The following is a 20,420-nucleotide window of genomic DNA, read 5'->3' as shown; positions in this document are numbered from 1 at the left end:
GCTCGCGAAGGCGGTCTGTCAGCAACAGATGTACTGACTGACCCACCGCATTCGCGAGCAAGCCCGCTCCCACATTTGACCGCATTCCAACTACAAAGCTGTGTTTCGTTTATCGTTCGTGTACATAGGTGCCCGGTGCCGCTTCGGCTGCGGCGTAAGTCTTGTTCCCCAAGCTTGTCGGCGCCTTCTTCAACTTACCCGCCCGCTCCGCTTGCCACGCCTGCCAATGCAGCCACCACGAATCGGTGTGCTTGGTTGCATTTTCCTGCCAGTCCAGCGGCGTCGCCGTCAGGCTGTCGCTGGTCTGGTAGCGCGCCTTGGGGTTGCCCGGCGGGTTAAGGATGCTTTGGATATGCCCGCTGCTGGACAACACGAACTCCACCTTGCCACCAAACAGCTGCGCCGATTTGTAGCAAGACTGCCACGGGGTGATGTGGTCGTTTGTGCCGGCCAGTGAGTAGATGTCGGCGGTGACCTGCTTGAGGTCAATCGGTGTGCCGCACACTTCCAGTGCGTTGGCGCGCACCAATGGGTTGTTCTTGAACAGTTCGATCAGGTCGCCGTGGAACGCCGCTGGCAAGCGGGTGGTGTCGTTGTTCCAGAACAGGATGTCGAACACCGGCGGCTCATTGCCCAGCAGGTAGTTGTTCACCCAGTAGTTCCAGATCAGGTCGTTGGGGCGCATCCACGCGAACACCTTGGCCATGTCACGGCCTTCCAGCACACCGGCCTGGTAGGAGTGGCGCTTGGCCGCCTCCAGGGTCTGCTCGTCGACGAACAGCGCCACCTGGGTGTCCAGGGTGGTGTCCAGCACGCTCACCAGCAGGGTCAGCGCGTTGACCTTCTTCTCACCCAGCGCGGCGTAGTGGCCGAGCAGCGCGGTGCAGGTGATACCGCCGGAGCAGGCGCCGAGCATGTTTATGTCTTTGCTGCCGGTAATCGCGGTGACCACATCCACCGCTTCCTTGAGCGCCTCGATGTAAGTCGACAGGCCCCACTCGCGCTGGGCCTTGGTTGGGTTGCGCCAACTCACAATGAAGATCTGCTGGCCGTTGCGCAGGCAAAAGCGCGCCAGGCTCTTATCCGGGCTCAGGTCGAAGACATAGAATTTGTTGATCTGCGGCGGCACCACCAATAGCGGGCGCTCGTGCACCTGTTCGGTGATCGGCTTGTACTGGATCAGCTCCAGTACGTCATTGCGAAACACCACGGCGCCTTCGGAGGTGCCCAGCGTCTTGCCCACTTCAAAGGCGCCCATGTTGACCTGGCTCGGCATGCCGCCGTTGTGCACCATGTCTTTGGCAAGGTGGGACAGGCCGTCGAGCAGGCTTTTGCCGCCGGTTTCAAAGAAACGCTTGACCGCTGCCGGGTTGGCCGCACTGTTGGTGGGGGCCATGGCTTCGGTCATCAGGTTGATCACGAAGTGACCACGGCTGATGTCCTGTTCCGACAGGTTGCTGTCGCCAATCCAGTCGTGCAGTTCCTTGCGCCACGCCAAGTAGGTTTGCAGGTAGCGTTTGTAGAGCGGGTTCTGGCTCCACGCCGGGTCATGGAAACGACGGTCATCGCTTTCGGGCACCAGCGCAGATTTGCCGAACATCACGTTCTTCAATTCGACGCCAAAGTGGGCGACGTGCTTGACGCTGTGCAGTGGTTGCTTGATGGCTTGGGTCAGCACCATCTTCGCCGAGGCGAGTAAATCCTTTTTACGTAACGCGATGATCGGGTTGAGCCCCAGGGTGTTTTCCGAGGCCTGGCGTTTCAAGTCATCGTTGTTCTTGTTACTCATCTACGACGCTCCATTGTCCGAAAGACGAGTACCGGGTACCGCTGTGCACCCAATTTCGATACACAACACAAGCCTGGTACTGCGACTCGGGTGACCGTTGATACCGCATCGTCAAATGCAGGGAACTTGCCAGTTCCATTGGTTACCCGAGTTTAATTTTTTTCGCAAGCGGGCCAATCGTTGGCCACGCGACAGGGCATTCAAGCAGATGAAATTAGAAAATGCCCTCTAAAGAGCAAGACGCCTGGGCTAGAGCATCAGGCGCACGACCGACTCACTCGGGTCGCGGGTTTTACCGGCAGCTTTCAGCTCGGCCAGATAATCGGCCCACAGCGAATCCTGGCGCACGGCCAGTTGGTAGAGGTAGTCCCAAGTGAACAGTCCGCTGTCATGACCATCGTCGAAGGTCAATTTAAGTGCGTACTGACCGGCCGGTTCTATCTTGGTCAACCGGACATTGAGCTTGCCGAATTGCAGGATGGGTTTGCCATGGCCCTGGACCTCGGCGGAAGGCGAGTGGGTGCGCAGCAGTTCGGCGGGGAGTTGGTACACCTCGTCGGGCCCGTAGGTGAGGCCTAGGGTGTTGGAGGTTTTGTGCAGGTTTACAGCGGTGGGAAATTTGGACATTGGGGATAACCCTGAAGAAACCGGCTTCAAATTGTGGGAGCTGGCTTGCCTGCGATAGCGGTGTTGAATTCACCATAGCTATCGCAGGCAAGCCAGCTCCCACATTAAAGCAAAGCGGCTCTACGTGTGGATCACAGAATGTAGCGCGACAGATCTTCGTTCTGCGCCAATTCGCCCAGGTGGCTGTTGACGTAGTCAGCATCGATCTTGATCACTTCGCCATTCTGCGCACCAGCCAAATCGCCAGCACTGAAGGAAACCTCCTCCAGCAAACGCTCCAGCAACGTGTGCAAACGACGCGCCCCGATGTTCTCGGTCTTCTCGTTGACCTGCCAGGCGATCTCCGCCAGGCGCTTGATGCCGTCCGGCTGGAACTCGATCCCCAGGCCTTCGGTTTTCAGCAGCTCACGGTACTGCTCGGTGAGCGATGCATGCGGCTCGCTGAGGATGCGCTCGAAGTCGCCCGGGGTCAGCGCCTTGAGTTCCACGCGAATCGGCAGGCGGCCTTGCAGCTCCGGTACCAGGTCGCTTGGCTTGCTCAGGTGGAACGCGCCGGAGGCGATAAACAGGATGTGGTCGGTCTTGACCATGCCCAGCTTGGTATTCACCGTGCAGCCTTCGATCAGCGGCAGCAGGTCGCGCTGTACGCCTTCGCGCGACACATCGACGCCGCCGGAATTGCCGCGCTTGGCCACTTTGTCGATCTCGTCGATAAACACAATGCCATGCTGCTCAACGGCTTCCAGGGCCTTGGCCTTGAGTTCTTCCTCATTCACCAGGCGCCCGGCTTCTTCATCGCGCACCAACTTCAGTGCGTCCTTCACCTTGAGCTTGCGGCTTTTCTTCTTGCCCTTGCCCATGTTGGCGAACAGGTTCTGCAACTGGCTGGTCATTTCTTCCATGCCAGGTGGTGCAGAGATATCGACGCCGGAGACTTCAGCGACTTCGATCTCGATTTCCTTGTCATCCAACTGGCCTTCACGCAGGCGCTTGCGGAACAGCTGACGGGTGTTGGAGTCCGAGGCCGGCGCGGCGTCTTCGTTGAAGCCCATGCGTGCCGGTGGCAGCAAGGCGTCGAGGATGCGCTCTTCGGCAGCGTCTTCGGCGCGGTGGCTGACCTTGGTCATTTCCTGTTCGCGCAGCAGCTTCAGCGCAGCGTCGGCCAGGTCACGAATGATCGACTCGACATCGCGGCCCACGTAGCCCACTTCGGTGAACTTGGTGGCTTCGACCTTGATGAACGGTGCGTTGGCCAATTTGGCCAAGCGACGGGCGATCTCGGTTTTACCGACACCGGTAGGACCGATCATCAGGATGTTCTTCGGCGTTACTTCAACGCGCAGTTCTTCGGGCAGTTGCATCCGGCGCCAGCGGTTACGCAGCGCGATGGCAACGGCGCGCTTGGCATCGTCCTGGCCGATGATATGGCGGTTGAGTTCGTGGACGATTTCGCGGGGAGTCATGGACATAGTGTTTGGCGGCCTCAAGCGGGAATAAGCCTACGGCTTACTCCGCGAGGTCCTGCTCCTCAATGGTCAGATTGTGGTTGGTGAACACGCAGATATCGCCAGCGATGCCCAGGGCGGTCTCGACGATTTCACGGGCCGACAGGTCGGTTTTCTTCAACAGCGCGCTGGCCGCAGCTTGGGCATAGCCACCGCCGGAACCCATGGCGATCAGGCCGTTTTCGGGCTCAACCACATCGCCGTTACCGGTGATGATCAGGGAGGCGTCTTTGTTGGCAACGGCCAGCATGGCTTCCAGGCGGCTGAGAGAGCGATCGGTACGCCATTCTTTGGCGAGTTCAACGGCGGCGCGGACGAGGTGGCCCTGGTGTTTTTCCAGCTGGCCTTCGAAGCGCTCAAAGAGGGTGAAGGCGTCGGCGGTGGCGCCGGCAAAGCCCGCGAGAACCTGGCCGTGGTACAGGCGACGCACTTTCTTGGCGTTGCCTTTCATCACGGTGTTGCCAAGGGAAACCTGGCCGTCGCCGCCCATGACGACTTTGCCGTGGCGACGTACTGAAACGATGGTGGTCAAGGGGAGAGTCTCCACGCAGCGGGGCGAAAATGCCCTGATGGAAACTCATATGGGGGTGGCGGGGGGGATTTCAACTGTAGGAGCAGTACGCGGACGAGTGGTGTTTATAGGTCTTACACATTTTTGAAAGCGCCCAAAAACCAAATGTGGGAGCTGGCTTGCCTGCGATTGCGGTGTGCCAGTCACTGAAAATATTGACTGTTCCATCGCTATCGCAGGCAAGCCAGCTCCCACATTGATCCTGCTATGTTCTCGGGTTTAGCGGCTCTGGCGTTGTTGTAACAACAGATTGCTAAAGCCCGCGCCCGCCAACTGCTTCTGCGCCACGTTCAGCTGTTCACGGTTGCTGAACGGCCCCACCAGCACGCGATACCAGGTCGCATCCTTGACCGTGCCGGATTCCACCGTCACCGACTGGCCAAGCAAAATGATCTGCGCGCGCACGCGATCCGCATCCGCCTGTTTCGGGAACGAGCCCGCTTGCAGGAAGAACTTGGTCACCGGTGCCGCCTTGGTCTCGGCAACCGGTGGCGCAGGCGGCGGGGTAATCCCGGCCAGCGCGGCCTGTGCCCGTGCGGTGTCGATCTTCGCGGCTTCCGCAGGGGTGACTGGGGTGGTCGGCACTTGTGGCGTCGGCAGGGTTTTTTCCGGCACGGCGTCAGGCGGCACGATCACTTCCGATTCCGGCAGCAGCGTGTAGAAGTCGTATTTCGGCTTTACCGGTGCGGTCGGGCTCGGCGCAGTCTTGTTGGCTTCGGCCATTTTCGTGGCTTTCTGCTGCTCTTGCTTGACCCGTTTGACGTCGTCGCCTTTACCCGGCTCCAGCTTCATCAGGATGACAACGAATGCACCGACAGCAAGGCCGATGGCCATCCACAACCAGCCCGGGATCGGCTTCTTCGCCGGGGCCTGGTAGCGGCTGGCGCCGCGCTTGGGTGCAGGTTTTTTCTTGGCAGCCAACTTACATACGCTCCAGAGTTTCCAGGCCCAACAGTTCCAGGCCTTGCTTGAGGGTCCGTCCAGCCAGGGCGGCAAGGCGCAGGCGGCTTTGCTTCTGGGCTTCGTCGTCGGCGGTCAGGATAGGGCAGTTCTCGTAGAAGCTGGAGAACAGGCCGGCGACTTCGTACAGGTAGGTGCACAGGATATGCGGTGTGCCTTTCTCGCCGACGCTGTTCAGCACTTCGCCGAACTGTGCCAGTTTGGCCGCCAACTCTTGTTCTTGCGGTGCGTCCAGCACGATGTGGCCTTCGACTTCGCTGAAGTCCTTGCCCAGCTTGCGGAACACGCCAGCCACACGGGTGTAGGCGTACAGCAGGTACGGCGCGGTGTTGCCTTCGAAGTTGAGCATCAGCTCAAAGTTGAAGCTGTAGTCGCTGGTACGGTGCTTGGACAAATCGGCGTATTTCACTGCGCCAATCCCCACCACGCGGGCGATGTTGCGCAGGTCGGCCTCGGCCAGCTCCGGGTTCTTTTCCTTCACCAGGTTGTAGGCACGTTCCTGGGCTTCGTTCAGCAGGTCGATCAGCTTCACGGTGCCGCCGTCGCGGGTCTTGAACGGGCGGCCATCGGCGCCGTTCATGGTGCCGAAACCCATGTGTTCCATGTGCATCGGGTGGGTGATGAAGCCGGCACGACGTGCCACCTCAAACACCTGCTGGAAGTGCAGGGCCTGGCGCTGGTCGACGAAGTACAGCGCGCGATCGGCCTTGAGTACACCACTGCGGTAGCGCACGGCCGCCAAGTCAGTGGTGGCGTACAGGTAGCCGCCATCGGCCTTGACGATGATCACCGGCAGCGGCTCGCCATCGGCAGTCTTGAATTCTTCGAGGAACACGCACTGCGCGCCGTTGCTCTCAACCAGCAGGCCCTTGGCCTTGAGATCGTTGACCACGTTGATCAGGTCATCGTTGTAGGCGCTTTCGCCCATCACGTCGGCCATGGTCAGCTTCACGTTGAGCAGTTCGTAGATTTCCTGGCAGTGGGACAGGGAAATGTCACGGAAGCGGCTCCACAGCTCCAGGCATTCCTTGTCACCGGCTTGCAGCTTGACCACCAGGCCACGGGCGCGGTCGGCGAATTCTTCGGATTCGTCGAAGCGCTTCTTGGCGGCGCGGTAGAAGTTTTCGAGGTCCGACAGCTCGTTGCTGGTGATCGGGTTCTCTTGCAGGTAGGCCATCAGCATGCCGAACTGGGTGCCCCAGTCGCCTACGTGGTTCTGGCGGATCACGGTGTCGCCGAGGAACTCCAGCACGCGCGCCACGCCGTCGCCAATGATGGTCGAGCGCAGGTGGCCTACGTGCATCTCTTTGGCCAGGTTCGGCGCCGACAGGTCGATGGCCACACGTTGCAGCGGGCCGGCCTTGCGTACGCCGATCTTGGCGTCGGCCAAGGCCGCATCCAGGCGGGAAGCCAGGGCCTGGGTGTTTTGGAAGAAGTTGATAAAGCCTGGGCCGGCGATTTCGGCCTTGGTGATGCTCTCGTCGGCAGGCAGGGCGGCGATGATCTTTTCCGCCAGGTCGCGGGGTTTCATGCCAGCCGGCTTGGACAGCATCATCGCGATGTTGCTGGCGAAGTCACCGTGGGTCTTGTCGCGGGTGTTCTCCACCTGGATCGCCGGCGTCAGGCCTTCAGGCAACACACCTTCGTTGACGAGTTGGGTGATGGCTTGTTGGATCAGCTGGCGAATGGTGTCTTTCATGGTGTTCTCTTTCGACCGCAAGCGGCGGCGCGCGATGCGCAGGTGGAAAAACTGGGCATTATCCGTGGCGAGGGCGGGCTTGCCAACCTTCGCAGGACCTATGGCCAGGCTTAATACAAATCTACCGGGTCTACATCCAACGACCATCGCACCTGCCGACCACTGGGCATTTGCTCCAGGGCAAGCAACCAGCTACTTAATAGCCGATGCAGCGGTGCACGAGACGTCGCCTGCAAGAGTAGCTGAGCACGGTAACGGCCGGCGCGACGCTCCATGGGGGCTGGCACCGGGCCGAGCAGCTCGATGCCGGTAAGGCCCTGTTCGCCGAGCAAACGTTCGGCAGCGCTGCAGGCCTCGTCCAGGAACCCTTCGGCCTGCCCTGGTTTGTGCGCTTCGGCCCGTAGCAGTGCTAAATGGGAGAACGGCGGCAGGCCGGCGGCGCGGCGCTCACTCAGTGCCTGTTCTGCGAAGGCAAAGTAGCCTTGTTCTGTCAGCTGAATCAGCAGCGGGTGGTCGGCCAAGTGGGTCTGGATAATCACTTTGCCCGGTTCTTCGGCACGGCCTGCACGGCCTGCGACTTGTACGATCAACTGCGCCATACGCTCGCTTGCGCGGAAGTCACCCGAGAACAGGCCGCCGTCGGCATCCAGGATCGACACCAGGGTTACCCGTGGAAAGTGATGCCCTTTGGCAAGCATCTGCGTGCCGATCAAGATGCATGGCTGGCCTTTTTGGATGGTGGCGAACAGTTGGTTCATCGCGTCTTTGCGCGACGTGCTATCGCGGTCGACCCGCAGCACCGGAAAGTCCGGGAACAGAATCCCCAGGCGTTCCTCGGCGCGCTCGGTGCCCGCGCCGACGGGGCGCAGGTCGACTTTGCCGCACTGCGGGCAGTGGCGCGGTACCCGTTCCACATGGCCGCAATGATGGCAGCGCAGTTCGCCGTAGCGTTGGTGTACGGTCATGCGCGCATCGCAGCGCTCGCATTCGGACATCCAGCCGCAGTCATGGCAGAGCAGTGTTGGCGCAAAACCACGACGGTTGAGGAATACCAAAACCTGTTGGCCGGCGGCCAGGGTCTGGCCGATGGCTTGTTGCATCGGCCCGGAAATGCCGCTGTCCAGTGGGCGGCTTTTTACATCCAGGCGCAGGAAGCGCGGTTGTTTGGCACCGCCGGCGCGCTCATTGAGGCGTAGGAGGCCGTAACGACCGGTGTAGGCGTTGTGCAGGCTCTCCAGGGACGGTGTGGCCGAGCCCAGCACGATCGGGATGTCTTCCTGACGCGCCCGCACCAGCGCCAGATCGCGAGCGTGGTAGCGCAGGCCTTCCTGCTGTTTATAGGAGCCGTCGTGCTCCTCGTCGATGATGATCAGCCCGGGGTTTTTCATCGGAGTGAACAGCGCCGAGCGGGTGCCGATAATAATGTCGGCCTCGCCGTCCCGTGCCGCCAGCCAGGACTCCAGGCGTTCACGGTCGTTGACCGCCGAGTGCACCAGGGCGATGCGCGCATTGAAGCGCTGCTCGAAACGCGCCAGGGTCTGCGGGCCCAGGTTGATCTCGGGGATCAGCACCAGTGCCTGTTTGCCGGCCTGCAGGGTTTCGCGGATCAGTTGCAAATACACTTCGGTCTTGCCGCTGCCCGTAACGCCGGCCAGTAGGAACGCGTGGAAACTGTCGAAGCCAGCGCGTATTGCCTCGTAGGCCGCACGTTGTTCGGGGTTCAGCGGCAGTTCCGGCTGGGCCAACCAGTGTTCGTGGCGCGGGTCGGGGGCGTGCTTGCGGATTTCCACCTGCACCAGGCCTTTGGCGAGCAGCAGGTCGAGACTGTCTTTGCTCAGCATCAGTTTGCTTAGCAACTGATGGGCTACGCCGTGCGGGTGCTGGGCGAGGGTCGCCAAGGCTTCGCGCTGGCGCGGGGCACGAGCGATGCGTGGGTCGTCAAGGCGTGCGCCGGGAACCATCGACCAGAAACGCTCCTGGCGCGCCTCGGCGAGTTCGCCCTGACGCAACAACACTGGCAGCGCCCAGCTCAAGGTATCGCCTAGGCTGTGCTGGTAATACTGGGCAGTCCATAGGCACAGCTTGAACAGCGCGGGTGGCAGCGGTGGCGTGGCATCGAGTATCGCGAGTGCAGGCTTGAGCTTCTCGGCCGGGACTTCGCTGTGGTCAGCAACTTCCACCAAAACCCCGATCATCTCCCTTCGACCAAACGGCACGCGCACGCGCATGCCTGGCTGCAACTGTGCCCGCAGCACGCCGGCCGGGGCCCGGTAATCGAACAGGCGGCGCAGGGGCGAGGGCAGGGCTAGGCGCAAAATGGCGTCGGGCACGCGAGGGGTCTCATATAAGGCAGGCGGTGGCGCAGGGGCGGGAGCCTAGCAGACGAGGGGTGGCTTGGGTATGCCATGGATTTCTGATGAAAGGACGATTCACACCCTCAGCGCCGCTTGCGCGTTTAAAAAGGTCTGGTAGAATCCGCGGCCTAATTACGTGCGGTATTCGACAATAGTGTCGAGTGGCGGCACGCTAGCCCGAGGAAGTGCCATGAAAGCCGATATCCATCCAGCGTACGAAACCATCGAAGTAACCTGCAGCTGCGGCAACAAGTTCGAAACTCGTTCGAACCTGTGCAAGCCACTGGGTACTGACGTATGCAACGAGTGCCACCCGTTCTACACCGGTAAGCAGAAAACTCTGGACACCGGCGGCCGCGTACAGCGCTTCGCAGATCGCTTTGGTGCTTTCGGCAAGAAGCCTGCTGCTACTCCAGCAGAGTAAGGCTCAAAAGCCTTATGGGCTTTTGCAAGCTGTTGAAAAAGGCGTCCCTTGTGGGCGCCTTTTTTGTGCCTGGGATTTGGCTGTCGGCAGTCCAGGCCGAAGTGTTCTGCCCGGCGCCGACCTCCTTGGCCCAGGTAGACGTACAGCGCGTTGTGGACGGCGACACGGTGCGCCTCAAGGACGGTCGCAGCGTACGCATGATAGGCCTCAATGCCCCGGAAACCGGCAAGAAGGGCCGTGCCGACGAGCCTTATGCTGTCGCTGCCCGCCAGCGTTTGCAGGCGTTGGTGCAGGCCAGCGGCGGTCGCGTCGGCCTGGTGGTGGGGCGTGAAAGCAAAGATCGCTATGGCCGAACCCTGGCCCATCTTTATGGTGTGGATGGAGAGAACCTGGAAGCCCGGCTGTTGGCCGAGGGCCTGGGGCTTCAGGTAGGCGTAGCGCCGAATGTCGATCTTGTTGCGTGCCAGCGGGCTGCCGAGAACAGTGCTCGCAAGGCGCGCTTGGGGTTGTGGCGGCAGTCGCCAGTGCAGCGCGTGGCGCAACTCAAACACTCCGGCTTCGCTCTGGTCAGCGGCCAGGTGAGCAAGGTCGAGCGTAATCGCGGTGGTGTCTGGATCGACGTGCAGGGCTCACTGGTATTGCGCATTGCCCCTGCGTTGGCCAGCCAGTTCGACAGCGCCATGCTGAGTGGTCTGCAAGGCAAGACAATCGAGGCGCGTGGTTGGGTGCAGGATCGTGCCAGGCGCGGCAGCTTGAAGCGCGATCAGGCTCGTTGGTTGCTGCCGCTGACCGACCCAAGCATGCTCAATTCGACGAATTAATAAAAAATTGTAGACATTTTTTTATGTGATTGTGAACAGTTGAGCCCTTGTATCCCGTGGCCTTAGACCAAAGTACGGCGGTTTGGGGCCTTGACACCGGTGACTACCCAGTCTTGTAGGGACTTTACGACACGCGTATCCTCGGCGGTCCGTCGACCAACAGTAAAAGCGGAATGCCGATATGTCTGATTTGAAAACTGCCGCTCTCGAATATCATGCCAATCCTCGTCCAGGAAAGCTGAGTGTAGAGCTCACCAAAGCCACCGCCACCGCCCGCGACCTGTCGTTGGCCTACAGCCCTGGCGTGGCCGAGCCCGTACGTGAAATCGCCCGCGACCCTGAGCTGGCGTACAAGTACACCGGTAAGGGCAACCTGGTTGCAGTGATTTCTGATGGCACCGCGATTCTCGGCCTGGGTAACCTCGGCCCATTGGCTTCCAAGCCAGTCATGGAAGGTAAGGGCGTGCTGTTCAAGCGCTTTGCCGGTATCGACGTTTTCGACATCGAAGTCGACTCCGAGAGCCCGCAAGCTTTCATCGACACCGTCAAGCGCATTTCCATCACCTTCGGTGGCATCAACCTGGAAGACATCAAGGCACCTGAGTGCTTCGAGATCGAAAAGGCTCTGATCGAACAGTGCGACATTCCGGTATTCCACGATGACCAGCACGGCACCGCGATCGTTACCGCGGCCGGCATGATCAACGCCTTGGAAATCGCTGGCAAAACCCTGGCTGATGCCAAGATCGTCTGCCTGGGCGCTGGCGCTGCTGCCATCTCCTGCATGAAGCTGATCGTCAGCATGGGCGCCAAGCTGGAAAACATCTACATGGTCGACAGCAAGGGCGTGATCCAGTCCGAGCGTTCCGACCTGAACCAGTACAAGGCGATGTTTGCCCACCCGTCGTCCAAGCGCACTCTGGCTGACGCCCTTGACGGTGCAGACGTGTTCGTCGGCCTGTCCGGCCCGAACCTGCTGAGCGCTGAAGGCCTGAAGTCCATGGCGGCCAACCCAATCGTGTTCGCCTGCTCCAACCCGGACCCAGAGATTTCGCCAGAGCTGGCTCACGCCACCCGTAGCGACGTGATCATGGCCACTGGTCGTTCGGACTACCCGAACCAGGTCAACAACGTGCTGGGCTTCCCGTTCATCTTCCGTGGTGCCCTGGACGTTCGCGCCAAGCGCATCAACGAAGAAATGAAAGTGGCTGCCGCCAACGCCCTGCGTGAACTGGCCAAACTGCCGGTACCTCAGGACGTATGCGACGCCTACGGTGGCGCCAAGCTGGAATTCGGTCGTGAGTACATCATTCCGAAACCAATGGACAAGCGCCTGATCACCCTGATCTCCGATGCCGTGGCCAAAGCTGCCATCGAGACCGGCGTGGCCACCCTGCCGTATCCGAAGAACTACCCGCTGCAAAGCGTGGATGATGTGTTCAACGGCTAAGCCGTTGTAGCGCACCAACAAAAAGCCCCGGCTCGTGAGAGTCGGGGCTTTTTGCTGTGTGGCGATTAACTTGGACTTTGCGCAGAACCAAATGTGGGAGCGGGCTTGCTCGCGAATGCGGTGTGTCAGTCTCTAGATTCGTTGACTGGCACTGCGCATTCGCGAGCATGTCCGCTCCCACAATGGATCTGCATCAAGGGGCAGATCGAGTTAGAACAGGTCGATCGGCGCCGCTTCATCCGCCGGCAACGGGCTACCCGGTGCAACACCGTTACCCAGTTCGTTGACCGACGGCGGCGTGTCTTCGCTCTTGAACAGTTCGAAGTACGCATTCGGCGTGCTTGGCGACGCCGCGCGGCCGCTGACGGGGTCGATCCGCAGGCTGAGAATGCCTTCCGGCTCCGGCTGGGTGTGCAGCGGTTTGTCCTTCAAGGCTGCGCCCATGTAGCTCATCCAGATCGGCAGCGCTACGGTGCCACCGAACTCGCGGCGGCCGAGGCTTTCTGGTTGGTCGTAGCCGGTCCATACGGTGGTCACGTAGTCGCCGTTGTAGCCGGAGAACCAGGCGTCCTTGGAGTCGTTGGTGGTACCGGTCTTGCCCGCGATATCCGCACGGCCCAGTGCCAGTGCACGGCGGCCGGTACCCTTCTTGATCACGTCTTCAAGGATGCTGTTGAGGATGTAAGTGGTGCGGCCATCCACCACGCGTTCAGCAACGGCAGGGGCTTGTGGCTCGACTGGCGCGGTGGTGTTCGCGGCTGGCGCTGCACCTGGGGTCGGCTCGATGGTGATGCCGCCATGGCTCGGCGCGGCCAGGCCATCAGTTGCGGCTACACCATTGACCACATCACCCGGCACGCGTGGCGGGTTGGCGGTGAACAGCGTGTCGCCATTGCGGCTTTCGATTTTGTCGATCAAGTACGGCGATATCTTGTAGCCGCCGTTGGCAAAGGTACTCCAGCCGGTGGCGATTTCCATCGGTGTCAGGGTCGCAGTGCCCAGGGCCAGCGACAGGTTCGGCGGCAGGTCCGACTTGTTGAAGCCAAAGCGGGTGATGTAGTCGATGGTCTTGCCTACGCCCATTGCTTGCAGCAAGCGGATCGACACCAGGTTGCGCGACTTGTACAACGCCTCGCGGATACGGATAGGACCGAGGAAGGTGTTGGTGTCGTTCTTAGGGCGCCAGACCTTGTCCAGGTATTCGTCGACAAACACGATTGGCGCGTCGTTGACCAGGCTCGCGGCGGTGTACCCGTTGTCCAGCGCGGCGCTGTAGATGAACGGCTTGAAGCTGGAACCCGGCTGGCGCTTGGCCTGGGTGGCACGGTTGTAGTTGCTCTGCTCGAAGGCAAAGCCACCGACCAGTGCGCGGATTGCACCGTTCTGTGGGTCCAGGGAAACCAGGGCGCCCTGGGCCAGCGGCACCTGGCTGAATTTGAGGCTGTCGTCCTTCTGGCGTTGCACGCGGATTAAGTCACCCACCTGCGCCACGTCTGACGGCTGCTTGGGCATCGGGCCCATGCTGTTGGTGTTCAGGAACGGTCGCGTCCACTTCATGCTGTCCCAGCTCACGTGCGCTTCGCCGGTACGGGTCAGCACCTGCACGCCGTCTTTTTGCACTTGGGTCACGATGGCCGGTTCCAGCCCGCTGATTGCGCGTTGCTTGCCCAGCTCTGTGGTCCAGGCGCTCAAGGTCTTGCCCGGCAAACGCGATTCTGGGCCTCGGTAGCCGTGACGCTGGTCGTAAGTGATCAGGCCGGAATGCACCGAGTTGTTGGCAAAGTCCTGCAGGTCGCTTGGCACGGTAGTGGTGACGCGAAAGCCCTCGGTGTAGGCCTCGCTGCCATAACGGCCGACCATCTCGGCCCGGGCCATTTCAGCGATATACGGAGCGTTCACTTCCGGCGTTGGTACGTGGTAGCTGGCGTTCAGCGGTTCGGCCACTGCGCTTTCATAGGCGGCTTGGTCGATCTTGCCCAGCTTGTACATGCGTCCGAGGATCCAGTCGCGGCGTTCTTTGCTGCGCGCCGGGTTGGCCAGGGGGTTGAAGCGCGAAGGTGCTTTTGGCAGGCCAGCAATCATGGCCATCTGCGCCAGGCTGGCATCACGAATCGACTTGCCGTAGTAAACCTGCGAAGCCGCCTCGATTCCGTAGGCGCGGTTGCCCAAGTAGATCTTGTTGACGTACAGCTCAAGGATCTCGTCCTTGGTCAGCTGACGCTCGATTTGCAGCGCTAGCAGGATCTCGGTGGCTTTACGCGAGAAGCTGCGCTCGCTGGTGAGGAAGAAGTTCTTCGCCACCTGCATGGTGATGGTGCTGCCACCGGATTGAATGTGTCCGCTTTTTACCAGCTGCGTGGCGGCGCGCACCAGGCTGCTGGGGTCCACGCCATAGTGGTTGGCAAAATTATCGTCTTCGGCCGAGAGCAGGGCGCTGATGAAATTGGGTGGAATGTCGGCAAAACGAATCGGTGTGCGGCGCATTTCGCCGAACTCCGCGATCAGCTTTTCATCGCTGCTGTAGACCCGCAAAGGAATCTGCAACTGGATACTTCTCAGGGCCTCTACGGAGGGTAAACCCGGACTAAGGTAGAGGTAGGCACCGCTGAGTACGAGCAGCAGCCCGCAGACAATCGCGACAATGGAGTACCCGAAAAACTTCAGCAGACGAATCAAGGCTTTTGGATTTCCAGAGAAAAGAATGAGTTAGGCGTCGGGGCATGCATGGCAAACGATGGATCAACCCGAGCTGCAGATAAAGCGGGAAAAAACGCTGGGCATTAAAGCATTTTTCGGCTTGGGGCGTCATTCGCGCCTGTTCAACAAGTCGACCGAATGCATGGCGCCCAGCAGCAATCAGGCGGTATGACAGGCAAAGTTTTAGGGAGTTTTATGAGAAAGGGATTTTTCACGCGAAAAGCCGACGCCCTGCTGGGTGTCGATATCAATGACGCGGCCATTCGGCTGGTTGAGTTGGGCCGTTCTGGCAACGGTTACAGTGTTCAGGGCTATGCCACCCAGGCACTGCCCGCCCGCGCGGTGGTCGACGGTGCACTTTTGGATCTGGAAAGCATAGGACGTGCCTTGCACGCGACGCTGCCTCGGTTGCACACGTCAGCCCGTGGCGCTGCGGTTGCCGTGGCCGGGACTTCGGTGATCACGCGGGTCATCGACATGGCAGCAGGGCTCAGCGACGATGAGATGGCATGGATGATCCAGGCAGAAGCGGACCAGTACATTCCGTACCCGCTGGACGAGGTGGCCATCGACTTTCAGGTCCAGGGGCGCTCGGCCCAGGACCCTGATCGCGTCGAGGTGCTGTTGGCCGCCTGCCTGAAGGAGCATATCGAAGCGCGCGAGGCGGTCTTGGCCCTGGCAGGGCTGGTGCCGAAGGTGATTGATGTCGAAGCGTTTGCATTGGCGCGTGCTTGCAGTCAGGATTTCGCCAGCTTCACGCCGGGCCATCGAGTCGATGGCGCACAATGGGCCGTGGATGCCCACGGGATGGGAATTGCTTGTGGGTTGGCCCTGAGGAGTTTCGCTTGAAGACACGAATCAACCTGTTGCCTTGGCGCCAAGCCTTGGCAGAGCGGCGGCGCAAGTATTTCCTTGCGTTTCTGCTGGCGTTCGCCGGTGTGGCGCTCGCGGCCGTGTGGCTGGCGGACCAAGTGATCGACCGGGCCATTGATCGGCAAGTGACGCGCAATAACCATCTGGATAAAGACGTGGCCGTCCTGGACTCACGCATCAAGACCATCGACGACCTGCAACTGCAAAGCCAGCAATTGGCGGAACGCATGAAGGTTGTGCAGGACTTGCACGATGGGCGTTCGTCCAGTGCCCAGTTGCTGGACCAGTTGGCGCGTGCTGTGCCTGAGGGCGTCCACCTGCATGAGGTGGTGGCGAAGGGTGACACGGTCAGCATCAGCGGCAGTGCCGACTCCAGCCAGGACATCGCCCAATTGATGCGTAGCCTGGAAGCCTCCGAAGGTGCCCACGCCACGCGGCTGCAACATGTGCGCACAGAAGGCGCTCGCGGCAACAATGAATTCCAGCTGATGGTGCGTCAGGGCGAGTCCACCGAGGCCCAGCCTTGAGCCTGCTCTGGCTCAAACTTCGCGCACTCACTCACAACACTGAAAAATGGCCCCTTCCCGGCAAGGCCCTGCTGGGCTGTGCGCTGGCGGGTGCGGTGTGGGTGGTCGGCGACCTTGCTTACTTGAGCCCCTCACGGGGGCGGTTGTATCAAGTCGAGGCGCGGGAAGTGTCCCTGCTGCAGCAAGTTGCGCAAAAAACCGCCCAGTCTGCCAGCCTGGAAGAACACAACCGCCAGCTACTGCTGAGGCAAGGTCGGGTCGACACGCTTCTGCGACAGTTGCCGAGTGAGTCCGAAATGCCTGGGTTGTTGGAGGATATTGCGCGCTTGGCGCAGGCCAATGGCTTGCTGGTCGAAAGCGTCACACCCTTGGATGAACAGCCTCATTCGTTTTATATCGAGCAGCCCGTGCAAATTGGCGTGACGGGCGCGTATCACGACCTGGCGATGTTCGTGAGCGGCCTGGGAGGCCTTGCGCGAATCGCCACCGCGCACGATGTTGCCTTACGACCGGATGGCAGGTTGCTGCGCCTCGATGTGTTGGCCAAGGCCTATTGGCGCACGCAGCAAGGTGCGCGTTCGACTGAGCCTATCGTGCAAGCCCAGTCGTTTACCTATGACTCGGCAGGTCTGCGCGATCCGTTCCAGCCGCTGGCCTTGCAGACCGAGCACGCGCCTGGGCGTCCAACCCCTGCGCCGGATCTGAAAAGGCCGCGAGGGATCCTGGAAAACCTCGCGGTGGAGCAGTGCGAAATGGTCGGCACTTTGTCCCGAGGCATGCATACCTTCGTCCTGCTACGTGCCGCTAACCAGGTATACCGCCTGGCGGTCGGCGACTACCTGGGACCAGACCATGGCCGGATCACGGCTATTCATGATGGCCACGTCGAACTGGTCGAGTTGTTCCCCGATAAACAGGGCGCTTGGCTGGAGCGCTCGCGAACCCTGGTGTTAAACGTCAACTCATAACGGAATCTAACCCATGAAAAGGACTTTCTTGTCCGTCGGTGTGGCGCTATGGATAGCGTTCACGGCACCGATGGCTGCTGCTGTGCCCAAACGCGTCGACCTGATTCATCTGCCGCCTCCTGACAATGCGGTTTCGGGCGTCTACGCCGGCGATAAGCTGAGCCTCAACTTTCAAAATATTCAACTGCGCACGGTATTGCAGCAGATCGCCGATGTGGCAGGCCTCAACCTGGTGGCTGGAGACGATGTGCAAGGATCGATCACCCTGCGACTCAAGGATGTGCCGTGGGACCAGGCGCTGGACCTGGTATTGCAAGCCAAAGGCCTGGATAAACGGGTAAAGGCCGGCGTGTTACTGGTGGCGCCCGCCGAGGAGTTGGCAGCCCGAGAATTGCTGGTATTGGAGTCTCGCAAGCAGATGGCTGAACTGGCGCCATTGCGTCGGGAGTTGTTGCAGGTCAATTACGCCAAGGCGGCAGACCTGGCCAAGCTGTTCCAATCGGTGGCCGGCCTGGAAGGCACCACCGATGAGCGTGGCTCAGTGGCCGTGGATGACCGTACCAACAACATCATTGCCTATCAGACTGGCGAGCGCCTCGAGGAGCTGCGGCGAATCGTGGCGCAATTGGATGTTCCGGTGCGCCAAGTGATGATCGAGGCCCGGATTGTCGAAGCCAATGTCGATTACGACAGAAGCCTCGGCGCGCGCTGGGGCGGGCGGCTCACTCGCGGCAAGTGGGGGGCTGGTGGTGTTGGCAAATCACCGGGCGAGGGTGAAGATCCTCCGGAAAATCCGCCCACCGCACCCTTTGTCGACTTGGGCTCCCTGACCGGCTCGTCGGGCCTGGGTATCGCCTATATCACCGATAATTTGCTGCTGGACCTTGAGCTGACCGCCATGGAGAAAACCGGCAACGGGGAAATCGTCTCCCAGCCCAAGGTGGTGACGTCCGACAAGGAAACCGCGCGGATTCTCAAGGGCACCGAGATCCCGTACCAGGAATCCAGCTCCAGCGGCGCCACCTCGGTGTCGTTCAAGGAGGCCTCGCTCTCCCTGGAAGTCACCCCGCAAATCACTCCCGACGACCATGTGATCATGCAGGTCAAGGTCACCAAGGACGAGCCTGACTACCTGAACAAGCTCAACGATGTACCGCCGATCAAGAAGAACGAAGTCAACGCCAAGGTGCTGGTCAAGGATGGCGAGACCATCGTCATTGGTGGGGTTTTCTCCAATACCCAAAGCAAAGTGGTAGATAAAGTGCCATTTTTGGGCGATGTGCCGTATCTTGGCCGCCTTTTCCGGCGCGATGTGCTGGCGGAGAAAAAATCCGAGCTGCTGGTATTCCTGACTCCGCGTATTATGAATAACCAGGCGATTGCTGTGAGTCGTTGATTCTGTGCGAAATTTGATTCTTGTAGGACCGATGGGGGCTGGAAAAAGCACCATCGGCCGTTTGCTGGCCAAAGAGCTGCGCCTGCCGTTCAAAGATTCCGACAAGGAAATTGAATTGCGCACGGGTGCCAATATCCCATGGATCTTCGATAAGGAAGGCGAGCTGGGCTTTCGTGACCGCGAGCAGGCGATGATCGCCGAGCTGTGCGGCTGCGACGGCGTGGTATTGGCCACCGGCGGTGGCGCAGTCATGCGCGAAGAAAACCGTCGAGCCCTGCATGCCGGTGGTCGGGTGGTCTATTTGCATGCCTCGGTCGAGCAGCAGGTGGGCCGTACCGCCCGCGATCGCAATCGCCCGTTGCTGCGCACGGCTAACCCGGAAAAAACCTTGCGGGACCTGCTGGCGCTACGCGATCCGCTGTATCGGGAGATCGCCGACCTGGTGGTGGAAACCGATGAGCGACCACCCAGGATGGTGGTTCTCGACATTCTTGAGCGCCTGCAACGGCTGCCACCCCGTTAAAGCCGGGCCCGAAATGCGCTATTCTCGGCGGCGCGCCATCCTCTTGTGGAGTGTGGCGTAGAGCCATCAGGCGGCGTCAGATCTTGACGTTGCCGGTCGTCAATACATCTCTAACGCGGGGACACATGCAGACACTTAAGGTCGATCTAGGCGAGCGCAGCTACCCGATCCATATTGGCGAAGGTCTGCTGGACCAGCCCGAGCTGCTCGCGCCGCACATTGCCGGGCGGCAAGTGGCGATCATCTCCAACGAAACGGTCGCGCCGCTGTATCTTGAGCGTCTGAGCCGCAGCCTGGCAGCGTACTCGGTGATCTCCGTGATCCTGCCTGATGGCGAAGCCCACAAGAACTGGGAAACCCTGCAACTGATCTTTGATGGCCTGCTCACCGCTCGCCATGATCGCCGCACCACCGTGATCGCCCTGGGCGGCGGTGTGATCGGTGACATGGCCGGCTTCGCGGCCGCCTGCTACCAGCGTGGCGTGGACTTTATCCAGGTGCCGACCACGTTGCTGTCCCAGGTCGATTCGTCGGTGGGCGGCAAGACCGGTATCAACCATCCGCTGGGCAAGAATATGGTTGGCGCGTTCTACCAGCCACAGGCTGTCCTGATTGATACCGCCACCCTCAATACCCTGCCGCCGCGCGAACTGTCTGCGGGCCTGGCGGAAGTCATCAAGTACGGGCTGATCTGCGACGAGCCGTTCCTGACCTGGCTTGAAGAGCATGTCGATGCCCTGCGCAACCTGGACCAGGTTGCACTCACCGAAGCTATTTCGCGCTCCTGCGCGGCCAAGGCATTGGTCGTGAATGCCGACGAACGGGAGTCCGGCGTGCGGGCCACCTTGAATCTGGGCCACACCTTCGGCCATGCGATCGAAACCCACATGGGCTATGGTGTGTGGCTGCATGGGGAGGCCGTAGCGGCTGGCACAGTGATGGCATTGGAGATGTCGCAACGCCTGGGCTGGATCAGCGCCCAGGAGCGGGATCGTGGTATCCGCCTGTTCCAGCGCGCCGGTTTGCCGGTCATTCCGCCTGAGGAAATGACTGAAGCTGACTTCCTGGAACATATGGCGATAGACAAGAAAGTGATCGACGGTCGACTGCGACTGGTGCTGCTGCGCCACATGGGTGAAGCCGTGGTGACCGACGATTATCCAAAAGAGATTTTACAAGCCACGCTGGGAGCGGATTACCGTGCCCTGGCTCAGCTGAAAGGTTAACCAGATCCCG

Annotated in this window: 17 protein-coding genes and 1 pseudogene; 10 read left to right on the top strand and 8 right to left on the bottom strand. The window is 60.6% G+C overall.

What is annotated here, in order from left to right:
- Positions 1-109: 109 nt before the first annotated feature.
- The 7 genes from phaC to CFE47_RS22680 form a co-directional block, all read right to left on the bottom strand.
- Complete coding sequence (gene phaC / locus CFE47_RS22710; RefSeq protein ID WP_286840635.1) at positions 110-1,789, bottom strand: class II poly(R)-hydroxyalkanoic acid synthase; 1,680 nt, start codon at positions 1,787-1,789, stop codon at positions 110-112.
- 249 nt (positions 1,790-2,038) lie between these two features.
- Positions 2,039-2,416: a gamma-butyrobetaine hydroxylase family protein gene (locus CFE47_RS22705; protein ID WP_185704843.1), complete on the bottom strand. Its 378-nt coding sequence runs from the start codon at positions 2,414-2,416 to the stop codon at positions 2,039-2,041.
- Between the two features lie 131 nt (positions 2,417-2,547).
- A complete protein-coding gene (hslU, locus tag CFE47_RS22700; protein ID WP_185704845.1) occupies positions 2,548-3,885 on the bottom strand; it encodes an ATP-dependent protease ATPase subunit HslU in 1,338 nt (445 codons plus the stop codon).
- A 37-nt stretch (positions 3,886-3,922) separates the two neighbouring features.
- Entirely contained in the window at positions 3,923-4,453 is a 531-nt protein-coding gene (gene hslV / locus CFE47_RS22695; protein WP_017738857.1) for an ATP-dependent protease subunit HslV, read from the bottom strand.
- A 258-nt stretch (positions 4,454-4,711) separates the two neighbouring features.
- Positions 4,712-5,413 (bottom strand): SPOR domain-containing protein, encoded by a 702-nt coding sequence (locus CFE47_RS22690; protein WP_286840631.1) that lies wholly within the window; start codon positions 5,411-5,413, stop codon positions 4,712-4,714.
- A gap of 1 nt (position 5,414) precedes the next feature.
- Positions 5,415-7,151, bottom strand: coding sequence for an arginine--tRNA ligase (gene argS / locus CFE47_RS22685; protein WP_286840629.1), 1,737 nt, complete (start codon positions 7,149-7,151; stop codon positions 5,415-5,417).
- A gap of 110 nt (positions 7,152-7,261) precedes the next feature.
- Positions 7,262-9,481 (bottom strand): primosomal protein N', encoded by a 2,220-nt coding sequence (locus CFE47_RS22680; protein ID WP_286840627.1) that lies wholly within the window; start codon positions 9,479-9,481, stop codon positions 7,262-7,264.
- A gap of 214 nt (positions 9,482-9,695) precedes the next feature.
- On the opposite strand from CFE47_RS22680, the gene rpmE reads away from it, so the two are divergent.
- The 3 genes from rpmE (at position 9,696) to CFE47_RS22665 (ending at position 12,200) form a co-directional block, all read left to right on the top strand.
- A complete protein-coding gene (gene rpmE / locus CFE47_RS22675) occupies positions 9,696-9,929 on the top strand; it encodes a 50S ribosomal protein L31 (RefSeq protein WP_005784030.1) in 234 nt (77 codons plus the stop codon).
- Positions 9,930-9,943: 14 nt separating this feature from the next.
- Entirely contained in the window at positions 9,944-10,750 is an 807-nt protein-coding gene (locus CFE47_RS22670; RefSeq protein ID WP_286840625.1) for a thermonuclease family protein, read from the top strand.
- Positions 10,751-10,931: 181 nt separating this feature from the next.
- A complete protein-coding gene (locus CFE47_RS22665; RefSeq protein ID WP_185704855.1) occupies positions 10,932-12,200 on the top strand; it encodes a malic enzyme-like NAD(P)-binding protein in 1,269 nt (422 codons plus the stop codon).
- Between the two features lie 210 nt (positions 12,201-12,410).
- On the opposite strand, the gene CFE47_RS22660 is transcribed toward CFE47_RS22665, so the two are convergent.
- Positions 12,411-14,876, bottom strand: coding sequence for a penicillin-binding protein 1A (locus tag CFE47_RS22660; RefSeq protein WP_286840624.1), 2,466 nt, complete (start codon positions 14,874-14,876; stop codon positions 12,411-12,413).
- 58 nt (positions 14,877-14,934) lie between these two features.
- Between CFE47_RS22660 and CFE47_RS22655 the strand changes: the two genes are divergently transcribed.
- From CFE47_RS22655 to aroB, 7 genes and pseudogenes are all read left to right on the top strand, one after another.
- A complete protein-coding gene (locus tag CFE47_RS22655; RefSeq protein ID WP_269835743.1) occupies positions 14,935-15,069 on the top strand; it encodes a hypothetical protein in 135 nt (44 codons plus the stop codon).
- Positions 15,070-15,092: 23 nt separating this feature from the next.
- A complete protein-coding gene (gene pilM / locus CFE47_RS22650; protein WP_286840621.1) occupies positions 15,093-15,746 on the top strand; it encodes a type IV pilus biogenesis protein PilM in 654 nt (217 codons plus the stop codon).
- Positions 15,743-16,297: a PilN domain-containing protein gene (locus CFE47_RS22645; protein WP_286840619.1), complete on the top strand. Its 555-nt coding sequence runs from the start codon at positions 15,743-15,745 to the stop codon at positions 16,295-16,297. The genes pilM and CFE47_RS22645 overlap by 4 nt, the downstream gene beginning before the upstream one ends.
- Positions 16,294-17,265: a pilus assembly protein PilP gene (locus tag CFE47_RS22640; protein ID WP_286840618.1), complete on the top strand. Its 972-nt coding sequence runs from the start codon at positions 16,294-16,296 to the stop codon at positions 17,263-17,265. The genes CFE47_RS22645 and CFE47_RS22640 overlap by 4 nt, the downstream gene beginning before the upstream one ends.
- 142 nt (positions 17,266-17,407) lie before the next feature.
- Positions 17,408-18,661 (top strand): annotated as a pseudogene (locus tag CFE47_RS22635) (type IV pilus secretin PilQ); the annotation flags it as partial.
- 4 nt (positions 18,662-18,665) lie between these two features.
- Positions 18,666-19,184, top strand: coding sequence for a shikimate kinase AroK (gene aroK, locus CFE47_RS22630; protein ID WP_185704866.1), 519 nt, complete (start codon positions 18,666-18,668; stop codon positions 19,182-19,184).
- A gap of 125 nt (positions 19,185-19,309) precedes the next feature.
- Positions 19,310-20,410 carry a 3-dehydroquinate synthase gene (gene aroB / locus CFE47_RS22625; protein ID WP_286840616.1) on the top strand — a complete coding sequence of 367 codons (1,101 nt, stop codon included), beginning with the start codon at positions 19,310-19,312 and terminating at the stop codon, positions 20,408-20,410.
- Positions 20,411-20,420 lie beyond the last annotated feature (10 nt).

This window comes from Pseudomonas sp. PGPPP1 (assembly GCF_002255865.1).
GTDB classification, from domain to species: Bacteria; Pseudomonadota; Gammaproteobacteria; order Pseudomonadales; family Pseudomonadaceae; genus Aquipseudomonas; species Aquipseudomonas cremoris.
Note: the sequence above shows the minus strand (reverse complement) of the source record. Positions and strands in the feature narration are given on the sequence as shown.

Bases quoted from the DNA above. Each gene is read 5' to 3' on its own strand.
- argS (WP_286840629.1), bottom strand. From the start codon at position 7,151: ATGAAAGACACCATTCGCCAGCTGATCCAACAAGCCATCACCCAACTC.
- CFE47_RS22670 (WP_286840625.1), top strand. From the start codon at position 9,944: ATGGGCTTTTGCAAGCTGTTGAAAAAGGCGTCCCTTGTGGGCGCCTTT.
- phaC (WP_286840635.1), bottom strand. From the start codon at position 1,789: ATGAGTAACAAGAACAACGATGACTTGAAACGCCAGGCCTCGGAAAAC.
- CFE47_RS22655 (WP_269835743.1), top strand. From the start codon at position 14,935: ATGGATCAACCCGAGCTGCAGATAAAGCGGGAAAAAACGCTGGGCATT.
- aroB (WP_286840616.1), top strand. From the start codon at position 19,310: ATGCAGACACTTAAGGTCGATCTAGGCGAGCGCAGCTACCCGATCCAT.
- pilM (WP_286840621.1), top strand. From the start codon at position 15,093: ATGAGAAAGGGATTTTTCACGCGAAAAGCCGACGCCCTGCTGGGTGTC.
- CFE47_RS22665 (WP_185704855.1), top strand. From the start codon at position 10,932: ATGTCTGATTTGAAAACTGCCGCTCTCGAATATCATGCCAATCCTCGT.
- rpmE (WP_005784030.1), top strand. From the start codon at position 9,696: ATGAAAGCCGATATCCATCCAGCGTACGAAACCATCGAAGTAACCTGC.
- hslU (WP_185704845.1), bottom strand. From the start codon at position 3,885: ATGTCCATGACTCCCCGCGAAATCGTCCACGAACTCAACCGCCATATC.
- CFE47_RS22705 (WP_185704843.1), bottom strand. From the start codon at position 2,416: ATGTCCAAATTTCCCACCGCTGTAAACCTGCACAAAACCTCCAACACC.